Source organism: Enterobacter sp. KBR-315C3_2022 (assembly GCF_041399425.1).
In the GTDB taxonomy this organism is placed as follows: domain Bacteria; phylum Pseudomonadota; class Gammaproteobacteria; order Enterobacterales; family Enterobacteriaceae; genus Enterobacter.
The window spans coordinates 50,884-69,889 of sequence record NZ_JBGKEB010000017.1; the positions used below are offsets into that span (position 1 = coordinate 50,884).

Consider the following 19,006-nt stretch of genomic DNA (forward strand, 5'->3'; position numbering starts at 1 on the left):
AGGGGAAAAAACCTATGCTCCCTGCATCGTTCTGATACGTGACGCATCTTCCCCCGGCGTCACGCCGAAATAGCGCTTAAACTCCCGACTGAACTGCGACGCGCTTTCATAGCCGACGCGCATCGCCGCCGCGCTGGCCTTCATGCCGTCGTGGATCATCAGCATCCGCGCCTTGTGCAGGCGATAGGTTTTCAGATACTGCAGCGGCGAGGTGCTGGTGACCGACTTGAAGTTATGGTGGAACGCCGAGACGCTCATGTTCGCTTCCGCCGCCAGCTGGTCAACGCTGAGGTTTTCCGTGTACTGGCTTTCGATACGCTTCAGCACGCGGCTGATCAGGCTGAAGTGGGTCTGACGGCTCACCAGCGCCAGCAGCGCCCCGCCGCCCGGCCCCAGCAGCACGTGGTAGAGGATCTCGCGGATAATCTGCTTTCCCAGGATACGGGCGTCCAGCGGCCTTTCCATCACGTCCAGCAGGCGCTCGATGGCGCACAGGATCTCTTCGGATAAGGTCGCGGAGTTGATGCCGCTCGCCGCCATCGACGGCTGAAAAAGTTCGTCCTCGCCTATCTCCATCAGCAGCTCCTGCAGCTGAAGGATGTCGACGTTAACGCGAATGCCCGCCAGCGGAACCGCCTCTGTCGCGAAGGTTTCACATTCAAAGGGTAAAGGTACCGTCAGGAGCAGATATTCGTTGGTGTCGTAGCGGAACACGCGCTCGTTGATATAGCCAATTTTATGGCCCGAGAAGAGAAAAACGATGCCCGGCTGGTACATCACCGGCGTGCGCGCTCCCGGCTGCGTGCCGTAAAGCAGACGAATATCCGGCAGCGAGCCTTCAGCGCCATTTTCATTATCTATCAATCTCTTAATCTGCGAGGTGAGCTGCAGGCAGATGTCATCGCGGTTCATTACGGGCTACTCCGGATACGGTTTTCGACCCATGCAGTGTGCGCAATTTCCAGCGCTTTCTCCAGCCCTCTGTAGAAATGGGCAAGACATCGGCAGAAATGTGCATTGAGGGGATAGCGCCCTGCGCCCACAATGTGCAGCATCAGGTTGCCCTTTGCGGCACCGCGGTTTTTCACCCACTAAAGGGAACGAGCAATGAACAACTTCAATCTTCACACCCCCACCCGCATTCTGTTTGGTAAAGGCGCTATCGCCGATCTGCGTGAGCAAATCCCGGCAGACGCCCGCGTGCTGATCACCTACGGTGGCGGCAGCGTGAAAAAGACCGGCGTGCTGGATCAGGTTTACAGCGCGCTGGAAGGCCTGGACGTGCGTGAGTTCGGCGGAATCGAGCCTAACCCGTCGTATGAAACGCTGATGAACGCGGTCAAAATTGCCAAAGACGAGAACATCACCTTCCTGCTGGCCGTTGGCGGCGGTTCCGTGCTGGACGGCACCAAGTTCATCGCCGCCGCGGCGCATTACGCGGACGGCATCGATCCGTGGCACATTCTGGAAACCCGCGGAAGCGACATTAAAAGCGCGATCCCGATGGGCTCCGTGCTGACGCTGCCTGCCACCGGTTCCGAGTCCAACAAAGGCGCGGTGATCTCGCGTAAAACCACCGGCGACAAGCAGGCGTTTATGAACGAACACGTTCAGCCCGTCTTCGCGGTGCTTGACCCGGTTTACACCTACACCCTGCCCGCCCGCCAGGTTGCGAACGGCGTGGTCGACGCGTTTGTGCACACCGTTGAGCAGTACGTGACCTATCCGGTGGACGCAAAAATTCAGGATCGCTTCGCGGAAGGCATTCTGCTGACGCTGGTCGAAGACGGTCCGAAAGCGCTGAAAGAGCCGGAAAACTACGACGTGCGCGCCAACGTGATGTGGGCGGCCACCCAGGCGCTGAACGGCCTGATCGGCGCGGGCGTGCCGCAGGACTGGGCAACGCACATGCTGGGCCACGAGCTGACGGCGATGCACGGCCTGGATCACGCCCAGACGCTGGCGGTCGTGCTGCCCGCGCTGTGGAATGAGAAACGCGACGCCAAGCGCGCCAAGCTGCTGCAGTACGCCGAGCGCGTGTGGAACATCACCGAAGGTTCTGAAGACGCGCGCATCGACGCCGCAATCGACGCGACCCGCAGCTTCTTCGAAGGCCTGGGCGTCCCAACGCGCCTTTCCGGCTACGGCCTGGACGGCAGCTCTATCCCTGCCCTGCTGGCAAAACTGGAAGAGCACGGCATGACCCAGCTCGGCGAGAACGGCGACATCACCCTGGACGTGAGCCGCCGGATCTACGAAGCGGCGCGCTAAGCGTTTTTAACATCGCGCCTTTCGTTTTTTGACATTTCGTCCAGACTTAATGCACACCAACATCGTCGGAGGCCCCCTCCGACGATGCGCACTTGAAGGAGGAAAAATGGCAAACCAAACCGTAATCAAGCTTCAGGACGGCAACGTGATGCCCCAGCTGGGGTTGGGCGTATGGAAAGCCGGTAACGACGAGGTCGTCTCCGCCATTCATAAAGCGCTGGAAGTCGGCTATCGGTCGATTGATACCGCCGCCGCGTACAAAAATGAGGACGGCGTGGGCAAGGCGCTCGCCAGCGCCGGTATGCCCCGCGACGACCTTTTCATCACCACCAAGCTGTGGAACGACGATCAGAAACGCCCCCGCGACGCCCTGCAGGAGAGCCTGGACAAGCTCCAGCTCGATTTTGTCGATCTGTATCTGATGCACTGGCCGGTTCCGGCTATCGATCACTACGTGGATGCCTGGAAAGGCATGATTGAGCTGCAAAAAGAGGGCCTGGTGAAGAGCATCGGCGTGTGTAACTTCCAGGTTCATCACCTGCAGCGCCTGATCGACGAGACCGGCGTCGCGCCCGTGATTAACCAGATCGAACTGCACCCGCTGATGCAGCAGCGCCAGCTTCACGCCTGGAACGCCACGCACAAAATCCAGACCGAGTCCTGGAGCCCGCTGGCGCAGGGCGGCGAAGGCGTTTTCGATCAGAAAATTATCCGCGAGCTTGCGGATAAATACGGCAAGACCCCGGCGCAGGTGGTTATTCGCTGGCATCTCGACAGCGGCCTGGTGGTGATCCCGAAATCGGTCACGCCGTCGCGCATCGCCGAGAACTTCGACGTCTGGGATTTCCGCCTCGACAAAGACGAGCTGGGTGAAATTGCGAAGCTGGATCAGGGCAAGCGTTTGGGGCCTGATCCGGACCAGTTCGGCGGATAAAAGCGTATAAAAAGCCGGGTGGCGGCTTCGCCTTACCCGGCCTGCACGTCGGAACGTAGGCCCGGTAAGCGCAGCGCCACCGGGCATTTTTACAGGGTTAACCGCTCCTTCGCTTCACGCTTTTCTTCGCGCCCGCCCCGCCGTTGGAACGCTGATGCACAATCGGCGTGTGCTTGGTTAGCGCCGGGCGCGTGTGGCGATTCTGGCGGCGCGCTTCGCGCATCTCTTCCAGCGTTGGCGCTGGCACCAGGCAGTCGCGGCGCGAGCCGATCAGGTGCTTTTTACCCATCTCTTCCAGCGCCTGGCGGATCAGCGGCCAGTTTGCCGGATCGTGATAGCGCAGCAGCGCCTTATGCAGACGGCGCTGCTTATCCCCTTTCGGCACCACCACGTCTTCGCTCTTATAGCCAATTTTGCTCAGCGGGTTCTTGCCGGTGTAATACATGGTCGTCGAGTTGGCGAGCGGCGACGGGTAGAAGTTCTGCACCTGATCCAGACGGAAGCGGCGCTGCTTAAGCCACAGCGCCAGGTTCACCATGTCTTCATCGCGCGTCCCGGGATGGGCGGAGATAAAGTACGGGATCAGATACTGCTCTTTGCCCGCCTGCTTCGAATAGGTGTCGAACAGCTGCTTAAAGCGATCGTAGCTGCCCATGCCCGGCTTCATCATTTTCGACAGCGGGCCTTCTTCAGTGTGCTCCGGGGCAATCTTCAGATAGCCGCCGACGTGGTGCGACGCAAGCTCTTTGATGTAGCGCGGATCTTCCACGGCGATATCGTAGCGCACGCCGGAGGCGATCAGGATCTTCTTGATGCCTTTCAGATCGCGGGCGCGGCGGTAGAGGTTGATCGTCGGCTCGTGGTTGGTGTCCATATGCTCGCAGATGCTCGGATAGACGCACGACAGGCGGCGGCAGGTCTGCTCCGCGCGCGGCGATTTGCAGCGCAGCATATACATGTTGGCGGTTGGGCCGCCCAGATCGGAGATCACGCCGGTAAAGCCCGGCACCGTGTCGCGAATCGCTTCGATCTCGTTGATGATCGAGTCTTCCGAGCGGCTCTGAATAATGCGCCCTTCGTGCTCGGTGATCGAACAGAAGGAGCAGCCGCCGAAGCAGCCGCGCATGATGTTGATCGAGAAGCGGATCATCTCGTAGGCCGGGATGCGGGCGCTGCCGTACGCCGGGTGCGGCACGCGCTGGTACGGCAGCGCGAAGACGCTGTCCATCTCTTCTGTAGAGAGCGGGATCGCCGGCGGGTTGATCCAGATGAAGCGCTCGCCGTGCTTTTGCATCAGCGCGCGGGCGCAGCCCGGGTTGGTTTCATGGTGCAGAATGCGGGACGCGTGGGCGTAAAGCACCTTGTCGGCTTTGACCTTCTCGAAGGACGGCAGCAGGACGTAGGTTTTTTCCCACGGCTTCGGGCGCGGCGGCTGAACGACGACGGCTTTTGCCTCGGCCTTTTTCGGCTCGACGGGCTTGTTATCCGCGCACGGCAGATCGTCGCCGTACGGGTGCGGGATCGGGTCAATCTTGCCCGGCATATCAATGATGCGGGAATCCACGCCGCTCCAGCCCGGCAGCGCCTCTTTAACCATGATCGCCGTGTTGCGCACGTCGCGGATGCTGCTCACCGGCTCACCCTGCGACAGACGGTGCGCCACTTCCACCAGCGGGCGCTCGCCGTTGCCGTAAATCAGCATGTCGGCTTTCGAATCCACCAGCACCGAGCGGCGCACGGTGTCGGACCAGTAGTCGTAATGCGCGGTGCGGCGCAGGCTCGCCTCGATGCCGCCCAGGATCACCGGCACGTCCTTCCACGCCTCTTTACAGCGCTGGGTGTAGACAAGCGTCGCGCGGTCCGGGCGCTTGCCCGCCACGTTATCCGGGGTATAGGCATCGTCGTGGCGTAGCTTGCGGTCCGCCGTGTAGCGGTTGATCATCGAGTCCATGTTGCCCGCGGTCACGCCGAAGAACAGGTTCGGTTTCCCCAGACGCATAAAGTCGTCTTTGCTGTTCCAGTCCGGCTGGGCGATGATCCCCACGCGGAAGCCCTGCGCTTCCAGCATGCGGCCACAGATCGCCATGCCGAAGCTTGGATGGTCGACGTAGGCATCGCCCGTCACCAGAATGATGTCGCAGCTATCCCAGCCCAACTGGTCCATCTCTTCACGGGACATCGGCAGAAACGGCGCCGGTCCAAAGCAGGCCGCCCAGTACTGGGGCCAGGAAAAGAGGTCGCGATCCGGCTGGATCAGGGAAATTGCGCTCATAATGCTTCCGAAGAAAAAATAGACAAAAGGGCGGGGATTATACGCTGTATTAACGGAGGAAATGAAGGGGTATTGTGCGGGCTGTTGTCCCCTCACCCTAACCCTCTCCCCAGAGGGGCGAGGGGACTGCTCGGAGCGGTCTTTCACCCTCGCCCCTCTGGGGAGAGGGCCGGGGTGAGGGGGAAAATTTACGGCGCCGGATTCACCAGCATCTGCCCCACGGAGCCGCGGTCCATCATCTCCAGCGTCTGGCTGTGGAACAGGAACGGGAAGTGCGGCCACGACGGCTGGCCGTAGTAGACCAGCAGCTCTACCTGCCCGTCCACCCAAACGGTGTCTTTCCAGCCGCGATCTTCCGGGAACGGCATCGCGCCGTTCACGTTGCGGATCAGGAAGCTCACCCCTTCAATATGAAACGACTGCGGCATGTCCGAGCGAACCGTCCAGCGCTCCCAGGTGCCCTGCTGGGCGGTAATATCAATGCGGTTAACGTCCCACAGCGTGCCGTTAATGCCGGGATCGTCGCCCAGGCTGATGTCGCGGCTGCGCACCGCCGGGCCGCTCAGGATCTCCTGCGGCAGCAGGCGCATCGGCAGGCTGTCGGTCACCAGCGGCAGCAGCCCGGTTGGGCGCAGCGTCAGGACCAGCGTCGACACCAGAATGCTCGACGGCTCAAAGAACCCGCGAATGCGGTCCACGATGCTCGCCGCTTCGCCGCAGGTGACGGACACTTCATCGCCGTTGGTCATATCGACCAGAATTTCACGCCGCTCGCCCGGCGCGAGCGCCAGCTGCTTAACGGAAACCGGCGCGGGTAAAAAGCCCTGATCGCCTGAAATAACGTGCAGCGCGCGGCCGTCGCTCATCTGCAGCTGGTAGCGACGCGAGTTCGAGGCGTTGAGCAGGCGCAGGCGCACCCAGCCGCGGGACACTTCGACATACGGACTTTGCGCGCCGTTGACCAGCAGCGTATCGCCCACAAAGCCGCCGCTGCCCGGCTCGCTGTACTCCGGCGTACCGAAGTTATCCAGCCGCTTGTCCTGGATAATGACCGGAAAATCATCCACGCCGTAGTGGTTTGGGATCGGCAGCGATTTACTCACCTCGTCCTCAATCAGCCACATGCCCGCCAGGCCGTTGTAAACCTGCTGCGCGGTGCGGTTAGGCGTATTCGCGTGATACCACAGCGTGGCGGCGCTTTGACGAATCGGCAGCACCGGCGCCCAGTCGGCGCTTGGGGACATCATTCGCGCCGGGCCGCCAATCAGCGGACCGGGGACCTGCAGGCCGCTGACGGTCATCGCCACCTTTTCGGGCGTGCGGTTACTGTAAATCAGCTTAACGTCGTCTCCGTTCCACACGCGGATCGTCGGCCCCAGGTAGCGGCCGTTGATCCCCCAGACCGGCGCGCGCGTGCCCTGGGTAAAGGACCAGTGGCTGCGCTGGAGGGTGAGGAAAAGCGGCTGGCCGCGACGGGATTCAATCAACGGCGGAATGGGCAGCGGCTGCTGCTGCCCGGCGGCGCTGGCTGTCGACGGTATCGCACCCGCACAAAGGGCGATCCCCGAAGCCTGAATAAATTGACGCCGACTGAGTGACATATAAGCTCCATCTGAAACGACTAACAACGCGGGAATGCGTTTTCCCTGATCTACTGACCGGCTTAAATTTTACCGGCGGCTTCTCTCTCTGCGACTTCTTTGTCGAGGAGCGCAATATGCTGAGCCATCAGCTCGCGGCAGTGTGCCGCCAGCTCGCGCACCTGGTCTTTACCGTATTTGCTGGTATCCACCGGCGGCAGCATTTCAACAATCACCAGCCCGTTATTCAGGCGGTTAAGATTAATCTTATTCGAAGTATTTGAAACGCACACGGGAATAATTGGAACGCCAGCCGCAATTGCGGCATGAAACGCACCGGTCTTAAACGGCAGCAGGCCGCGCCCGCGGCTGCGCGTCCCTTCCGGGAACATCCAGATAGAGATTTTGCGCTTCTTAAAGTGGTTCACGACTTCCGCAATGGTGCCGTGCGCCTTTGCGCGGTTGTTGCGGTCAATGAGCAGGTTGCCGGTGAGCCAGTACAGCTGGCCGAAGAACGGGATCCACAGCAGGCTCTTTTTACCCACGGTGACGGTCGGCGGCAGCACAATATTAGACGCCGTCACCATATCGTAGTTGTTTTGATGATTCGCGATATAGATGGCGTTACCGAAGTTCTCTGCCCCTTCCGGCAGGCGCTTTTCAACCTTCAGGCCGAACAGCGGCGCAAGGCGGCCAAACATGTGGCCAAACGTCGCGACGTGCTTCGGATTACGCGGGCTGAACAGGCAGTAGATGCAGCCGAAAATACAGACCAGAATGCAGTAGATGACGGTAAGAATAAGACGAACAATGTATAGCATAGCGACCTCTGAAGCCCCAACAGCTGACAATTATACTTCACCTGTGGCCAGGTAAGGACTTTATTACGAGCGCATATTGTTAATCGCAATGCACGAATTAACAATGATTTTACGGGAAATTTTAATGATATCCCCCTCCCGAGCGGAGGGGGACGAACCGCTTACTCTTCGCTGTCGCCCGCGCGGCTGCGCGCAGGGGAATCAACGTCGATGCGGTCAATACGCTGCAGCCCGCGCATCAGCGAGCCGCGGCGACCGCGCTCACCCACCACTTTCTGCAGCTCTTCCGGACGAAGCTTGATTTTACGCTTGCCGACGTGGATGGTCAGCGTGCTCTGCGGCGGCAGAATCATCAGGTGCGCGAGGCTATCTTCGCCTTTTGCCGCTTCCGCTGACGGAATGTTAATGATCTTGTTGCCTTTGCCCTTCGACAGCTCCGGCAGATCGCTCACCGGGAACATCAGCATACGTCCGGCGGCGCTGATTGCCAGCAGCATGTCGCTGTCGTTCTCAATCACCAGCGGCGTCATGACGCGGGCGTTGTCCGGCAGGCTGATCAGCGCCTTGCCCGCACGGTTGCGCGACACGAGGTCGTTAAAGGTGCAGATAAAGCCGTAGCCCGCGTCGGAGGCCATCAGCAGTTTCTGCTCGTCGGCCTCCATCAGCATATGGTCAACCGTCGCCCCCGGCGGCAGCGTCAGCTTGCCGGTCAGCGGCTCGCCCTGCCCGCGCGCGGAAGGCAGCGTGATCGGGTCGATGGCGTAGCTGCGGCCCGTGGAGTCGATAAACGCCACCGGCTGGTTGCTCTTGCCCTTCACCGCCGCCTTGAAGCTGTCGCCCGCCTTGTAGCTCAGCCCCGGCGCGTCGATGTCGTGGCCCTTGGCGCTGCGCACCCAGCCGCTCTGAGACAGCACGATCGTGACCGGCTCGGACGGCAGCATGTCGTGCTCGTTCATCGCCTTCGCTTCTTCGCGCTCGTGCAGCGGTGAGCGGCGGTCGTCGCCAAAGGCGTCGGCATCCGCCTGCAGCTCTTTCTTCAGCAGGTTATTCATCTTGCGCTCGGACGCCAGGATCGCCTGCAGCTTGTCGCGCTCTTTTTCCAGCTCGTCCTGCTCGCCGCGGATCTTCATCTCTTCCAGCTTGGCGAGATGGCGCAGCTTCAGCTCGAGGATCGCTTCGGCCTGGGTTTCGCTGATGCCAAAGCGCGACATCAGCGCGGGCTTCGGCTCGTCCTCGGTGCGAATGATCTCGATCACTTCGTCGATGTTGAGGAACGCCACCAGCAGGCCTTCGAGGATGTGCAGGCGCTTAAGCACCTTTTCCAGGCGGTGGTTCAGACGACGGCGCACCGTATCGCGGCGGAAGGCCAGCCATTCGGTGAGGATCTCCAGCAGGTTTTTCACCGCCGGGCGGCCGTCGAGGCCGATCATGTTCAGGTTAACGCGGTAGCTTTTTTCCAGGTCGGTCGTTGCGAACAGGTGGTTCATCACCTGCTCCATGTCGACGCGGTTGGAGCGCGGCACGATCACCAGACGGGTCGGGTTCTCGTGGTCGGACTCGTCGCGCAGGTCGTCCACCATCGGCAGCTTTTTATTGCGCATCTGGGAGGCGATCTGCTCCAGCACCTTCGCGCCGGAGACCTGGTGCGGCAGCGCGGTGATCACCACGGCGCCGTCTTCTTTATTCCAGACGGCGCGCATGCGCACGGAGCCGCGGCCGTTCTGGTAGATTTTGCGGATTTCCGCGCGCGAGGTGATGATCTCGGCTTCGGTCGGGTAGTCCGGCCCCTGCACGATATCCAGCAGCTCGTCGAGCGAGGTTTTCGGCTGTTCGATCAGGGTGATGGCGGCGTTGGCCACTTCACGCAGGTTGTGCGGCGGAATGTCCGTCGCCATGCCGACCGCGATACCGGTGGTGCCGTTCAGCAGGATGTTCGGCAGGCGCGCAGGCAGCATTTTCGGCTCCTGCATCGTCCCGTCGAAGTTGGGCACCCAGTCGACCGTACCCTGCCCCAGCTCGCCCAGCAGCACCTCGGCGTATTTGGACAGGCGGGATTCGGTATAACGCATCGCCGCGAAGGATTTCGGATCGTCCGGCGCGCCCCAGTTCCCCTGCCCGTCAACCAGCGGGTAGCGGTAGGAGAACGGCTGCGCCATCAGCACCATCGCTTCATAGCAGGCGCTGTCGCCGTGCGGGTGGTATTTACCCAGTACGTCACCGACGGTACGGGCGGACTTCTTAAACTTGGCGCTGGCGCTCAGCCCCAGCTCGGACATCGCATAGACGATGCGGCGCTGAACGGGCTTCAGGCCATCCCCGATGAACGGCAATGCCCTGTCCATGATGACGTACATGGAGTAGTTCAGGTAGGCATTTTCCGTGAATTCATGTAGCGCGAGGCGCTCTGCCATATCGCTCATTACGTGTGATTCCTCAACTCAGAAACCGATGGGTTTCAGGCAATATTGCCGCAGATACTACCCTATCTGTCGAGTTGAGTCACAAAGAAAAAGGGCCGCATCAGCGGCCCTTTCCGGGTTATTTGTTCAGCTTGATAACCTGCTTCACGTCGATTTCAAACTCGTTCCAGTCTTTATCGACTTTACCCTGCAGTTCAACCTTATCCTGCGGGCTGACGGTCACGCCGTTCCAGCGCTTGTGGTCGATCTCAACCACCACCGTGCCGGTTTCATCGCGGAAGGTGTAACGGTCGTCGGACAGGCGCTCGGTAATGTTCCCGCGCAGCTTAACCCAGGCATCGTCCTTCAGATCTTTCACCTTTGCCGCCGTCGTCAGGTTGGCGTTGTTATCCACAAAACCGCCCTGCTGGGTTTGCGTCGGCGCGGCGGTGGCGGACGGGCCGTCGAAGCCGCCCTGTGCAGCAAAAACGGGGGCCGTGGTCATCATCATGATGGCAGCAATTGCAGCGTATTTTTTCATCTTCATTTCTCCCTTTAATGTCGTTTCGCAGTCCATTAAACAGGGTAATCCTTAACAACTTCTTAAGGGGAAAATTTATTTATTTTTACTGTACAGCGCGGGTCGACAGAAGGTTTACTGGCGGCATCAAGGAGGGAACATGCGCATTTTACTGGTTGAAGACGACAGGCTGATAGGCGACGGCATCAAGGCCGGGCTGACCAAAATGGGGTTTAGCGTGGACTGGTTTACCGACGGCAAAACCGGCCGCGCGGCGCTCTATTCCGCCCCCTACGATGCCGTGGTGCTTGACCTGACGCTGCCGGAAATGGACGGCCTCGACATCCTGCGCGAATGGCGCGAAGGCGGGCGCAGCGAGCCGGTGCTGATCTTAACGGCGCGGGATGCGCTGAGCCAGCGCGTCGACGGGCTGCGCCTGGGCGCGGATGATTATCTCTGTAAGCCGTTCGCCCTGATTGAAGTGGCGGCGCGCCTTGAAGCACTGGTGCGCCGCAGCCACGGCCAGGCGCGCAGCGAGCTGCGTCACGGTAAGGTGACGCTGGATCCCGCAGGCCTTATCGCCACGCTGAATGGCGAAACGCTCGTTCTCAAGCCCAAAGAGTTTGCCCTGCTGGAGCTGCTGATGCGCAACGCCGGGCGCGTGCTGCCGCGCAGCCAGATCGAAGAAAAGCTCTACGGCTGGGACGACGACGTCTCCAGCAACGCCGTGGAGGTCCACGTTCACCATCTTCGCCGCAAGCTCGGCAGCGAGTTTATCCGCACCGTGCACGGCATCGGCTATACCCTGGGTGACGCATGAAATTAAGCCTTAAGCTGCGCCTGACGCTCCTCTTCCTTTTGCTCTCGCTGGCCGCCTGGTTTGCCGCCAGCGTCGTGGCCTGGCAGCAGACCGCGCACAAGCTCGATAAGGTCTTCGATACCCAGCAGATGCTGTTTGCCAGGCGCCTGCTGACGATGGATCTGGACGAAATTCGCGCCCCGGAGCGGATGCGCGAGGTGCCGAAAAAGGCCAGGCACGGGCATCTGGACGACGACGCGCTGGCGTTCGCCATCTTCGATACTCACGGCAAAATGCTGCTGAACGACGGCGAGAACGGGCGCGATATCCCCTATCACTACCGCCGGGACGGGTTTGACGACGGCCAGCTGCAGGACGATAGCGACGAGTGGCGCTTCCTGTGGCTGACGTCGCCGGACGGCAAGCACCGCTTAGTGGTCGGGCAGGAGTGGGAGTACCGCCAGGAGATGGCGCTGGACGTGGTCAGCTCGCAGCTGACGCCGTGGCTGGTCGCGCTGCCCGTGATGCTGCTTCTGCTGATCCTGCTGCTGAGCCGCGAGCTCAGGCCGCTGAAAAAGCTGGCGCAGACGCTGCGCTGGCGCTCGCCGGACGCCACCGACAGCCTGCCCACCGACGGCGTGCCGACGGAGGTGCGCCCGCTGCTCGACGCGCTCAACCACCTGTTTGCGCGCACCCAGGAGATGATGGCCCGCGAGCGCCGCTTCACCTCAGACGCCGCCCACGAGCTGCGCAGCCCGCTGGCGGCGCTGAAGGTGCAAACCGACGTGGCGCAGCTGTACGTGGACGATCCGCAGGCGCAGGCCAGGGCGCTGACGCAGCTGCACGCGGGCATCGATCGCGCGTCCCGGCTGGTGGATCAGCTCCTGACGCTCTCCCGGCTGGATTCGCTGGATAATCTCGACGACGTTGAAACCGTGGCGATGGCGGATTTACTCCAGTCGGCGGTGATGGATATCTACCATCCGGCGCAGCAGGCGGGGATTGAGGTCCGGCTGAACGTCAACGCCCCGCACGTCACGCGCGCCTGCCAGCCGCTGCTGCTCGGCCTGCTGGTCCGCAACCTTCTGGATAACGCCGTGCGCTACAGCCCGCGCGGCAGCGTGGTCGACGTGACGCTCGACGCCCATAGCTTTAGCGTTCAGGACAACGGCCCCGGCATTGCGCCCGACGCGCTGGCCCGCATCGGCGAGCGCTTTTACCGCCCGCCGGGGCAGGATGAGACCGGCAGCGGCCTGGGGTTATCCATCGTGAAGCGGATCGCTGCCCTGCACGGCATGCGCGTCGCCATGAACAATGCCCCCGACGGCGGCTTCAGGGTGACGGTGAGCGGATAGGGATTATTGCGCCACACGCAAAAGACTTTACACATTTTGCTCATTTTTCCGGTCCGCTCTCGCGCGTACAATGCCCGGCATACTCTCCCCATCGAGGACAAATAATGAGCAATATTCTGATTATCAACGGCGCGAAAGAATTCGCCCACTCTAAAGGTCAGCTGAACGACACCCTGACCGAGGTCGCGGACGGCTTCCTGCGCGACGCCGGGCATGATGTTAAGGTCGTGCGCGCGGACGGCGATTACGATGTCAAAGCGGAAGTGCAGAACTTCCTGTGGGCCGATACCATCATCTGGCAGATGCCGGGCTGGTGGATGGGCGCGCCGTGGACGGTGAAAAAATACATCGACGACGTGTTCACCGAAGGCCACGGTTCGCTGTACGCCAGCGACGGCCGCACCCGCTCCGACGCGTCAAAAAAATACGGTTCCGGCGGCCTGATTCAGGGCAAAAAATACATGCTCTCCCTGACCTGGAACGCGCCGCTGGAGGCCTTCACCGAGCGCGATCAGTTCTTCGAAGGCGTGGGCGTAGACGGCGCGTACCTGCCGTTCCACAAGGCCAACCAGTTCCTCGGCATGGAGCCGCTGCCGACCTTTATCGTCAACGACGTGATTAAAATGCCTGACGTCCCGCGCTATATCGCAGAATATCGCAAGCATCTCGCTGAGATTTTTGCTTAACTGATAGGCTGGAATTAGAAGGAGTTAATTATGCTTACCGTTATTGCTGAAATCCGTACGCGTCCGGGCCAACATCATCGTCAGGCGGTGCTGGATCAGTTCGCGAAAATTATCCCGACCGTGCTGAAAGAAGAAGGCTGCCATGGCTATGCGCCAATGGTGGATGCCGCGACAGAGGCGAGCTTCCAGGCCACCGCGCCGGACTCCATCATCATGGTTGAGCAGTGGGAAACCGTCGCGCACCTTGAAGCGCATCTGCAGACCGCGCACATGAAGGCGTGGGGCGACGCGGTGAAAGGCGACGTGCTGGAAACCCATATCCGCATTCTGGAGCAAGGGGTTTAAGTTTCCCCTCCTCCCTCTATTCAGGCCCGGCAAGCGTTAGCGCTGCCGGGCTTTTTTTATCGCCTTAACGCCCAACTGCTATGCTTAGTCTGACGTCATGTCTAACAGGAGGAAGGAATGGGACTTTTTAACTTCGTGAAAGAAGCAGGCGAAAAGCTCTGGGACAACCTGACTGACCATAAGGGCCAGTCCGATAAGGTTACGGAACACCTTAAGAAACTCAATATTCCCGGTGCGGATAAAGTGCAGGTCAACGTCACCGACGGCAAAGCCAGCGTCACGGGCGACGGGCTGACCCAGGAGCAGAAAGAGAAAATCCAGGTCGCGGTCGGTAACATCGCAGGCGTCAGCGAGGTGGAGAACAACATCACCGCGACGGATGCCAAAGACGAAGCCACCTACTACACGGTCAAATCCGGCGATACCCTGAGCGCCATCTCGAAAACCGTGTACGGCGACGCCAACCAGTACAACAAGATTTTCGAGGCCAACCGCCCGATGCTCTCCAGCCCGGATAAAATTTACCCGGGGCAGACGCTGCGTATTCCTAAGGCGTAACCTGCGCGTCGGGGGTCTCTCCCCCGACGTTTACCAGTACGGCTTCCAGCTCTGCGTCAGCCGCACCAGCGCCTCAACGTAGAAGTAATCTCCCCAGCTGGCGCATTCGTCCACGCCTTTATTGCTTGCGAGATGGTAAACCGAGTGCTTCAGCAGCCCGGTTCCGCGCTCGTCCTTGCCCATCAGGTAATGCTTCGTCAGCGAAGAGACGATCGCTTTCGCCCAGTCCAGATAGCGCTCGCGATCCGGATCGGTCACCGGCAGATGCTTCACCAGCTCCAGCAGGCCGCACGCGGCGATCGCCGCCGAGGAGGCGTCGCGCAGGGCGTCGGTGCCCACCAGCGCCAGATCCCAGTGGCAAACGTAGTCTTCCGGCAGGCGGTTGAGGAAGTAGTTCGCCAGCCGTTTTGACAGGCCAATCATGGTGCTATCGCCGGTGTAGATATAGCTCAGCAGGAAGCCATAAATTCCCCACGCCTGCCCGCGCGACCAGCAGGAGTCGTCCGCGTAGCCCTGCTGGGTATTGCCGTAGCGCGCCGCGCCCGTGGCCACGTCCATGTAGTAGGTATGGAACGTTGAGGCGTCGTCGCGGACCAGGTACGTTGCCGCCTGCATGACGTGCGCCTTCGCGGCGCTGGCAAAGCGCGGATCGCCCGTCTGCTCGCTCGCCCAGTAGAGCAGCGGCAGGTTCATGTTGCAGTCGATGATCATCCGCCCGGCCTGCTCGGGATCGGCAAGATCGCCCCACGCCTGAACGATCTTCGCCTTCTCGTGAAAGCGCTCCAGCAGGGCTTCCGCCGCCAGCAGCGAGAAGCCGCGCGCTTCGCGGTTGCCCGTTAATCGCCACGCCGCCACGCAGGAGAGCGTGTACAGGAAGCCCAGGTCGTGGGTGTTGGTGTCATGACGCCCGGCGATGCGCAGGCCAAACGAGCGGACGTGCTTTTCCGCCATCGCGCGGAATTTTTCCTCGCCGCTCATCTCCCAGGCGAGCCAGAGCTGCCCGGTCCAGAAGCTGGTGGTCCACTCCACGTTGTCGGTCAGCGGATAGAAGCCCTCCCGGCAGGTTTCCGCCGGGAACTTGTCGCCAAACGCCGCCAGGTGACGGCTAATCAGTTCGATAACGTGGCTTCGCGCCGAGGCAAGCTCATCGCGAAACGCCTGCGGGTCGACCGGCGCTGGCATCGCGGCCAGACGCTCCTCTTTGATACGGCTTAACATAGTTTGCTTCCTTCTTTGACGGCGTAATTATCGTGATGTGGGTTCTGCTACGTTCAGCGCGCCGCTGCTGCGCCATTTGCTCTGGCAGGCGGATAGCGTAAAGGCAGAAATCAGGGTAAAGGTCAGCGCCGTGGCGCCCATGATGATATAGGTCTGTTCAAAACCGATGCGGTCATACAGATATCCGGCAGGCGAAGAGATGACGACGTTACCGACGTACAGCATCGCCTGATAGCCGAGTAAATACATGGTGGCATTCACGCGCTTGTCGAAATGCTCGGCGATGTATTTAAAAACGGAGACCAGCAGCAGGCAAATTTCAAGGCCGTACAGCGGCTTGAGAATCGAGATTAATAGGTGCGAGTCGCAGATGCCGGAAATAATCAGGCGCGCCCCGACGATAAGCCCAACAATTAACAGCCCGCGCTTGGCGCCGATGAAATTAACGAACAGCGGGATCACCATATACATGACAAATTCCATCCCGGACTGCACGGTGCCCAGATAGCCAAACACCGCGTTGCCCTGGTGAATATCGTCAAAGAAGGTGACGAAATAGCGCGAGAACTGCTGCTCGGCGATAAACATCATCCACGCCACGCCCGCCACGTAGAGGCAGAACGCCCAGAATTTGCGGTTACGCAGCAGGGCGTAAACGTCCGACGGGACGATTTTTTCTTTGGTCAGCACCTCGCCCGCGTGGACTGAGTTAGTGTTCACTTTCAGCGTCAGCAGGACAATCAGCATCACCACCGAAGCCACGCTCCCCAGCATAAAGTTATACGCCGGAGAGAGGTTAAACAGCAGGCCGGAAAAGGACGATGCCACCGCCCAGCCGAGCGATCCCCACATGCGGATCTGCCCGAACTCCATGCCGTTCAGGCGGCTAAAGCGATCGGAATAGGATTCACACGCCGCCACGCCCGCGTACCAGGCAAAGCTCAGGTACAGCGCGCCGACGATAATGCCGATCGGGGTGTGGGACATGAGCAGCGGCTGATAGACATAGATAAAGAACGGCGCCATCAGGGCGGACATCGCCACCACAAAATAGAGCAGGTATTTGCTCATGCCGATCTTATCGAGAATATAGCCGTAGATCGGTTTGAGAATAACCGAGAAAACGCCGTTAACCGCAAAGACGGTGCCAATCACCGATCCGCTAAGATTAGCCTTTTGCCCGAGCCAGATGGCCAGCAGGCCAATACTGGCGGACCAGGTAAAGAAGTAGAGAAAGATAAAGCTGCTGATTTTGTAATATTCGGTTCTGCTTGTTGTAGATGACGTTTTCATACCATCCTCGCCGACGTGTAGGGGTCAGGTTTTTTATAATGTGAACGACAGCAGGCGCTCGCTTTCGGGATCGCGAATCACGGCCTGGCCGCGGGTGATGCTCAGTATCGGAGTCGCCGCCGCGCGCTGTTTTTCGCTGGCCGTCACGGCGCAGCAGAGCCAGCTTTCGCCCTGCGGAATCTCGGTTTTTAGCAGCGGAATAGAGGCGCACTCCGGGAACATGATGCTGCTGTTCGGCGGGGTAACGATGCTGTCCGGCTCTCGCGCCAGCTCCGGCGAGAGATCGACAATCGCGCTGCAGCCGTTCTCTGCCGCCAGGTAGCAGCCGCGATCGCGAAGCCGATGCTCCGCTTTCATGACGGCAAACCCGCCCTCCGCCGTTTGCAGGCGGCGCGCGCTGCGGATGCGGTGCAACCGCAGGTGCCACTCGCCGAACGGTATTTGCCAGGTGTCGATGTGAACGTCATGCCACGGCGACCAGTGCGAGTAGAGGTAGTTTTCGTCCACCCGTACCGCCCCGCATTCGCGGCGTCCGCGATAGTAGTCATCGCCGTCGGCCAGCAGCAGCATGGAGTCGCAGGCGGCGTGCTTTAGCCCAAAACGCCCGCGCTCGATGGTGAAGCCAAAGCGGCTGGAGTAGGCAAACTTGGTGTATTTGGCCTCGGTGTTAACGTAATTGTTCAGCTCAAGCTGCCCCGCGGTGAGCATGGTGACGTGCTGAGAGTTATCCGCATGTATCAGGATCTGCTGCGCGTGGGGGATCGCGCGCTTTTCGGCCAGCGCGGGCAGCGGCTGTTCTTCCGCCAGCCAGAACGGATGATCCTCCGTCAGCGCCAGAATCAGGTAGGTTTTCAGCGCCCAGTACGGCGAGCCGGGCGAGTTGTAGTCCTCGCACATCGCCAGGTTCGGGTAGGCAAACCCGAGGGTCAGAATGCCGTCGCGGTCGGCAATCGGCTGCTGCTGCCACCAGCGCAGGTGGCGCAGGATAATGCCCTTCACGACGCCCGGCGTGAACGCGTCCAGCCCGGAGAACGCCACCGCGCTCCAGAAGGCAACCATCGCAAAGCGGTAGGTCAGGCTGCGGCCAAACGGCACCGACGCGCCGTCGGCGGCGGACCAGTAGATAAAATCCCGTGCGAACAGCCGCGCGCGCTCGCGCAGCACCGCCGCCCTCGCCTCGTCGCCGCTGAGGGTGGCGTAAATCAGGCCGTAGAAGTGGAACGCCATCGAGATGTAGTAATCCCTCGGCCTGCCGGGGCCGTCCGAATACCAGCCGTCGCCGAGGTAGTAGGCTTCCATCATCGCAAAGCGACGGTCGATGGCATGCTGGTCAAACGGCAGCCCGGCGCGCTTAAAGCCGAGCTGGACCATAATGGCGAAGTAGTTCCAGTTGCTGTCCGGCATCTGCGCGTCGGTGATTTGGTTGAGCCACGCGTGCAGGTTTTCCAGCTCTCGCTCGCTAAACCGCTCGGCGAGCGCATCCCCCAGCAGCGCCAGCCCGAGCCCGTAGGCCGCCATCTCCACCAGCCGCTGGTCGTACGGGCCGGTTTCGCCCCAGTAGCCTTCGCCGTGCGGATCGGTGCCAAGCTTAATGGCGGTAAGGTACTTCTCGCTGAAGGGCTCGGATTCGCCGGACGCCATCAGCGGAAACAGCCCCCACAGCGCGCGCGAAAGCCCCTCCATCTGCGCAATATCCGTCGCGTAGTGCGCGCAGGTTTCCCCCAGCGAAAAGCGCGAGCTGCCTGCCGGAAACTGCGCATCCAGCGCCGCCAGCATCCTCTTCAGCGACGCCGCCACATCCCGTCGCGAAGACAACGGATTTGATTTTTCGTTATTTACCGCCCACATAGGTTCGCCCTCGTCGTCAACTGCGGCCAAGGATAGTGAAAGCATGAGGTGGAGAAATGTTAGCCGCGTCACAGGTGGGAGCGTTTAATAAACCTCCAGTTGATAAA

General features: G+C 60.7%; 16 protein-coding genes. 7 read left to right on the forward strand and 9 right to left on the reverse strand.

Features of this window, described 5'->3' with window-relative positions; translation table 11 throughout:
- Window positions 1-12 precede the first annotated feature (12 nt).
- On the reverse strand, window positions 13-912 hold the full coding sequence (locus AB8804_RS17075; protein WP_371188231.1) for an AraC family transcriptional regulator N-terminal domain-containing protein: 900 nt from the start codon (window positions 910-912) through the stop codon (window positions 13-15).
- Window positions 913-1,107: 195 nt separating this feature from the next.
- Here AB8804_RS17075 and yqhD point away from each other — a divergent pair, with 195 nt between their 5' ends.
- Together yqhD and dkgA are read left to right on the forward strand one after the other, a co-directional pair.
- A complete protein-coding gene (gene yqhD / locus AB8804_RS17080; protein ID WP_371188233.1) occupies window positions 1,108-2,271 on the forward strand; it encodes an alcohol dehydrogenase in 1,164 nt (387 codons plus the stop codon).
- Between the two features lie 106 nt (window positions 2,272-2,377).
- The gene (gene dkgA, locus AB8804_RS17085; RefSeq protein ID WP_371188235.1) at window positions 2,378-3,205 is read left to right on the forward strand and encodes a 2,5-didehydrogluconate reductase DkgA; all 828 of its coding nucleotides are present in this window, start codon (window positions 2,378-2,380) and stop codon (window positions 3,203-3,205) included.
- Between the two features lie 97 nt (window positions 3,206-3,302).
- On the opposite strand, the gene AB8804_RS17090 is transcribed toward dkgA, so the two are convergent.
- From AB8804_RS17090 to AB8804_RS17110, 5 genes are all read right to left on the reverse strand, one after another.
- Complete coding sequence (locus AB8804_RS17090; protein ID WP_371188237.1) at window positions 3,303-5,477, reverse strand: YgiQ family radical SAM protein; 2,175 nt, start codon at window positions 5,475-5,477, stop codon at window positions 3,303-3,305.
- Window positions 5,478-5,665: 188 nt separating this feature from the next.
- Complete coding sequence (ftsP, locus tag AB8804_RS17095; RefSeq protein ID WP_371188239.1) at window positions 5,666-7,078, reverse strand: cell division protein FtsP; 1,413 nt, start codon at window positions 7,076-7,078, stop codon at window positions 5,666-5,668.
- A gap of 62 nt (window positions 7,079-7,140) precedes the next feature.
- Window positions 7,141-7,878: a 1-acylglycerol-3-phosphate O-acyltransferase gene (plsC, locus tag AB8804_RS17100; protein ID WP_371188241.1), complete on the reverse strand. Its 738-nt coding sequence runs from the start codon at window positions 7,876-7,878 to the stop codon at window positions 7,141-7,143.
- Between the two features lie 161 nt (window positions 7,879-8,039).
- Window positions 8,040-10,298, reverse strand: coding sequence for a DNA topoisomerase IV subunit A (gene parC / locus AB8804_RS17105; RefSeq protein ID WP_371188244.1), 2,259 nt, complete (start codon window positions 10,296-10,298; stop codon window positions 8,040-8,042).
- Between the two features lie 118 nt (window positions 10,299-10,416).
- Window positions 10,417-10,818: a YgiW/YdeI family stress tolerance OB fold protein gene (locus tag AB8804_RS17110; protein WP_371188247.1), complete on the reverse strand. Its 402-nt coding sequence runs from the start codon at window positions 10,816-10,818 to the stop codon at window positions 10,417-10,419.
- A gap of 139 nt (window positions 10,819-10,957) precedes the next feature.
- On the opposite strand from AB8804_RS17110, the gene qseB reads away from it, so the two are divergent.
- The 5 genes from qseB (at window position 10,958) to lysM (ending at window position 14,540) form a co-directional block, all read left to right on the forward strand.
- Window positions 10,958-11,617: a quorum sensing response regulator transcription factor QseB gene (gene qseB / locus AB8804_RS17115; RefSeq protein WP_371188250.1), complete on the forward strand. Its 660-nt coding sequence runs from the start codon at window positions 10,958-10,960 to the stop codon at window positions 11,615-11,617.
- Window positions 11,614-12,951: a quorum sensing histidine kinase QseC gene (gene qseC / locus AB8804_RS17120; RefSeq protein ID WP_371188254.1), complete on the forward strand. Its 1,338-nt coding sequence runs from the start codon at window positions 11,614-11,616 to the stop codon at window positions 12,949-12,951. The genes qseB and qseC overlap by 4 nt, the downstream gene beginning before the upstream one ends.
- A gap of 104 nt (window positions 12,952-13,055) precedes the next feature.
- Window positions 13,056-13,637, forward strand: a complete 582-nt coding sequence (locus AB8804_RS17125; protein WP_371188257.1) for an NAD(P)H-dependent oxidoreductase — start codon at window positions 13,056-13,058, stop codon at window positions 13,635-13,637.
- A 30-nt stretch (window positions 13,638-13,667) separates the two neighbouring features.
- Window positions 13,668-13,982: a putative quinol monooxygenase gene (locus tag AB8804_RS17130; protein ID WP_112010762.1), complete on the forward strand. Its 315-nt coding sequence runs from the start codon at window positions 13,668-13,670 to the stop codon at window positions 13,980-13,982.
- Window positions 13,983-14,099: 117 nt separating this feature from the next.
- A complete protein-coding gene (gene lysM / locus AB8804_RS17135) occupies window positions 14,100-14,540 on the forward strand; it encodes a peptidoglycan-binding protein LysM (protein ID WP_112010763.1) in 441 nt (146 codons plus the stop codon).
- Window positions 14,541-14,570: 30 nt separating this feature from the next.
- Here lysM and AB8804_RS17140 read toward each other — a convergent pair whose 3' ends face one another.
- From AB8804_RS17140 to AB8804_RS17150, 3 genes are read right to left on the reverse strand one after another with little or no spacing between them, the layout of a single operon-like run.
- On the reverse strand, window positions 14,571-15,758 hold the full coding sequence (locus AB8804_RS17140) for a glycoside hydrolase family 88 protein (protein ID WP_371188262.1): 1,188 nt from the start codon (window positions 15,756-15,758) through the stop codon (window positions 14,571-14,573).
- Between the two features lie 27 nt (window positions 15,759-15,785).
- Entirely contained in the window at window positions 15,786-17,051 is a 1,266-nt protein-coding gene (locus tag AB8804_RS17145; RefSeq protein WP_371188265.1) for an oligosaccharide MFS transporter, read from the reverse strand.
- A gap of 33 nt (window positions 17,052-17,084) precedes the next feature.
- Window positions 17,085-18,899: a DUF2264 domain-containing protein gene (locus AB8804_RS17150; protein ID WP_371188268.1), complete on the reverse strand. Its 1,815-nt coding sequence runs from the start codon at window positions 18,897-18,899 to the stop codon at window positions 17,085-17,087.
- Window positions 18,900-19,006: the final 107 nt, after the last annotated feature.

Excerpts from the sequence above, each read along its gene's own strand:
- AB8804_RS17075 (WP_371188231.1), bottom strand. The coding sequence starts at position 912 with ATGAACCGCGATGACATCTGCCTGCAGCTCACCTCGCAGATTAAGAGA.
- yqhD (WP_371188233.1), top strand. The coding sequence starts at position 1,108 with ATGAACAACTTCAATCTTCACACCCCCACCCGCATTCTGTTTGGTAAA.
- dkgA (WP_371188235.1), top strand. The coding sequence starts at position 2,378 with ATGGCAAACCAAACCGTAATCAAGCTTCAGGACGGCAACGTGATGCCC.
- AB8804_RS17090 (WP_371188237.1), bottom strand. The coding sequence starts at position 5,477 with ATGAGCGCAATTTCCCTGATCCAGCCGGATCGCGACCTCTTTTCCTGG.
- ftsP (WP_371188239.1), bottom strand. The coding sequence starts at position 7,078 with ATGTCACTCAGTCGGCGTCAATTTATTCAGGCTTCGGGGATCGCCCTT.
- plsC (WP_371188241.1), bottom strand. The coding sequence starts at position 7,878 with ATGCTATACATTGTTCGTCTTATTCTTACCGTCATCTACTGCATTCTG.
- parC (WP_371188244.1), bottom strand. The coding sequence starts at position 10,298 with ATGAGCGATATGGCAGAGCGCCTCGCGCTACATGAATTCACGGAAAAT.
- AB8804_RS17110 (WP_371188247.1), bottom strand. The coding sequence starts at position 10,818 with ATGAAAAAATACGCTGCAATTGCTGCCATCATGATGATGACCACGGCC.
- qseB (WP_371188250.1), top strand. The coding sequence starts at position 10,958 with ATGCGCATTTTACTGGTTGAAGACGACAGGCTGATAGGCGACGGCATC.
- qseC (WP_371188254.1), top strand. The coding sequence starts at position 11,614 with ATGAAATTAAGCCTTAAGCTGCGCCTGACGCTCCTCTTCCTTTTGCTC.
- AB8804_RS17125 (WP_371188257.1), top strand. The coding sequence starts at position 13,056 with ATGAGCAATATTCTGATTATCAACGGCGCGAAAGAATTCGCCCACTCT.
- AB8804_RS17130 (WP_112010762.1), top strand. The coding sequence starts at position 13,668 with ATGCTTACCGTTATTGCTGAAATCCGTACGCGTCCGGGCCAACATCAT.
- lysM (WP_112010763.1), top strand. The coding sequence starts at position 14,100 with ATGGGACTTTTTAACTTCGTGAAAGAAGCAGGCGAAAAGCTCTGGGAC.
- AB8804_RS17140 (WP_371188262.1), bottom strand. The coding sequence starts at position 15,758 with ATGTTAAGCCGTATCAAAGAGGAGCGTCTGGCCGCGATGCCAGCGCCG.
- AB8804_RS17145 (WP_371188265.1), bottom strand. The coding sequence starts at position 17,051 with ATGAAAACGTCATCTACAACAAGCAGAACCGAATATTACAAAATCAGC.
- AB8804_RS17150 (WP_371188268.1), bottom strand. The coding sequence starts at position 18,899 with ATGTGGGCGGTAAATAACGAAAAATCAAATCCGTTGTCTTCGCGACGG.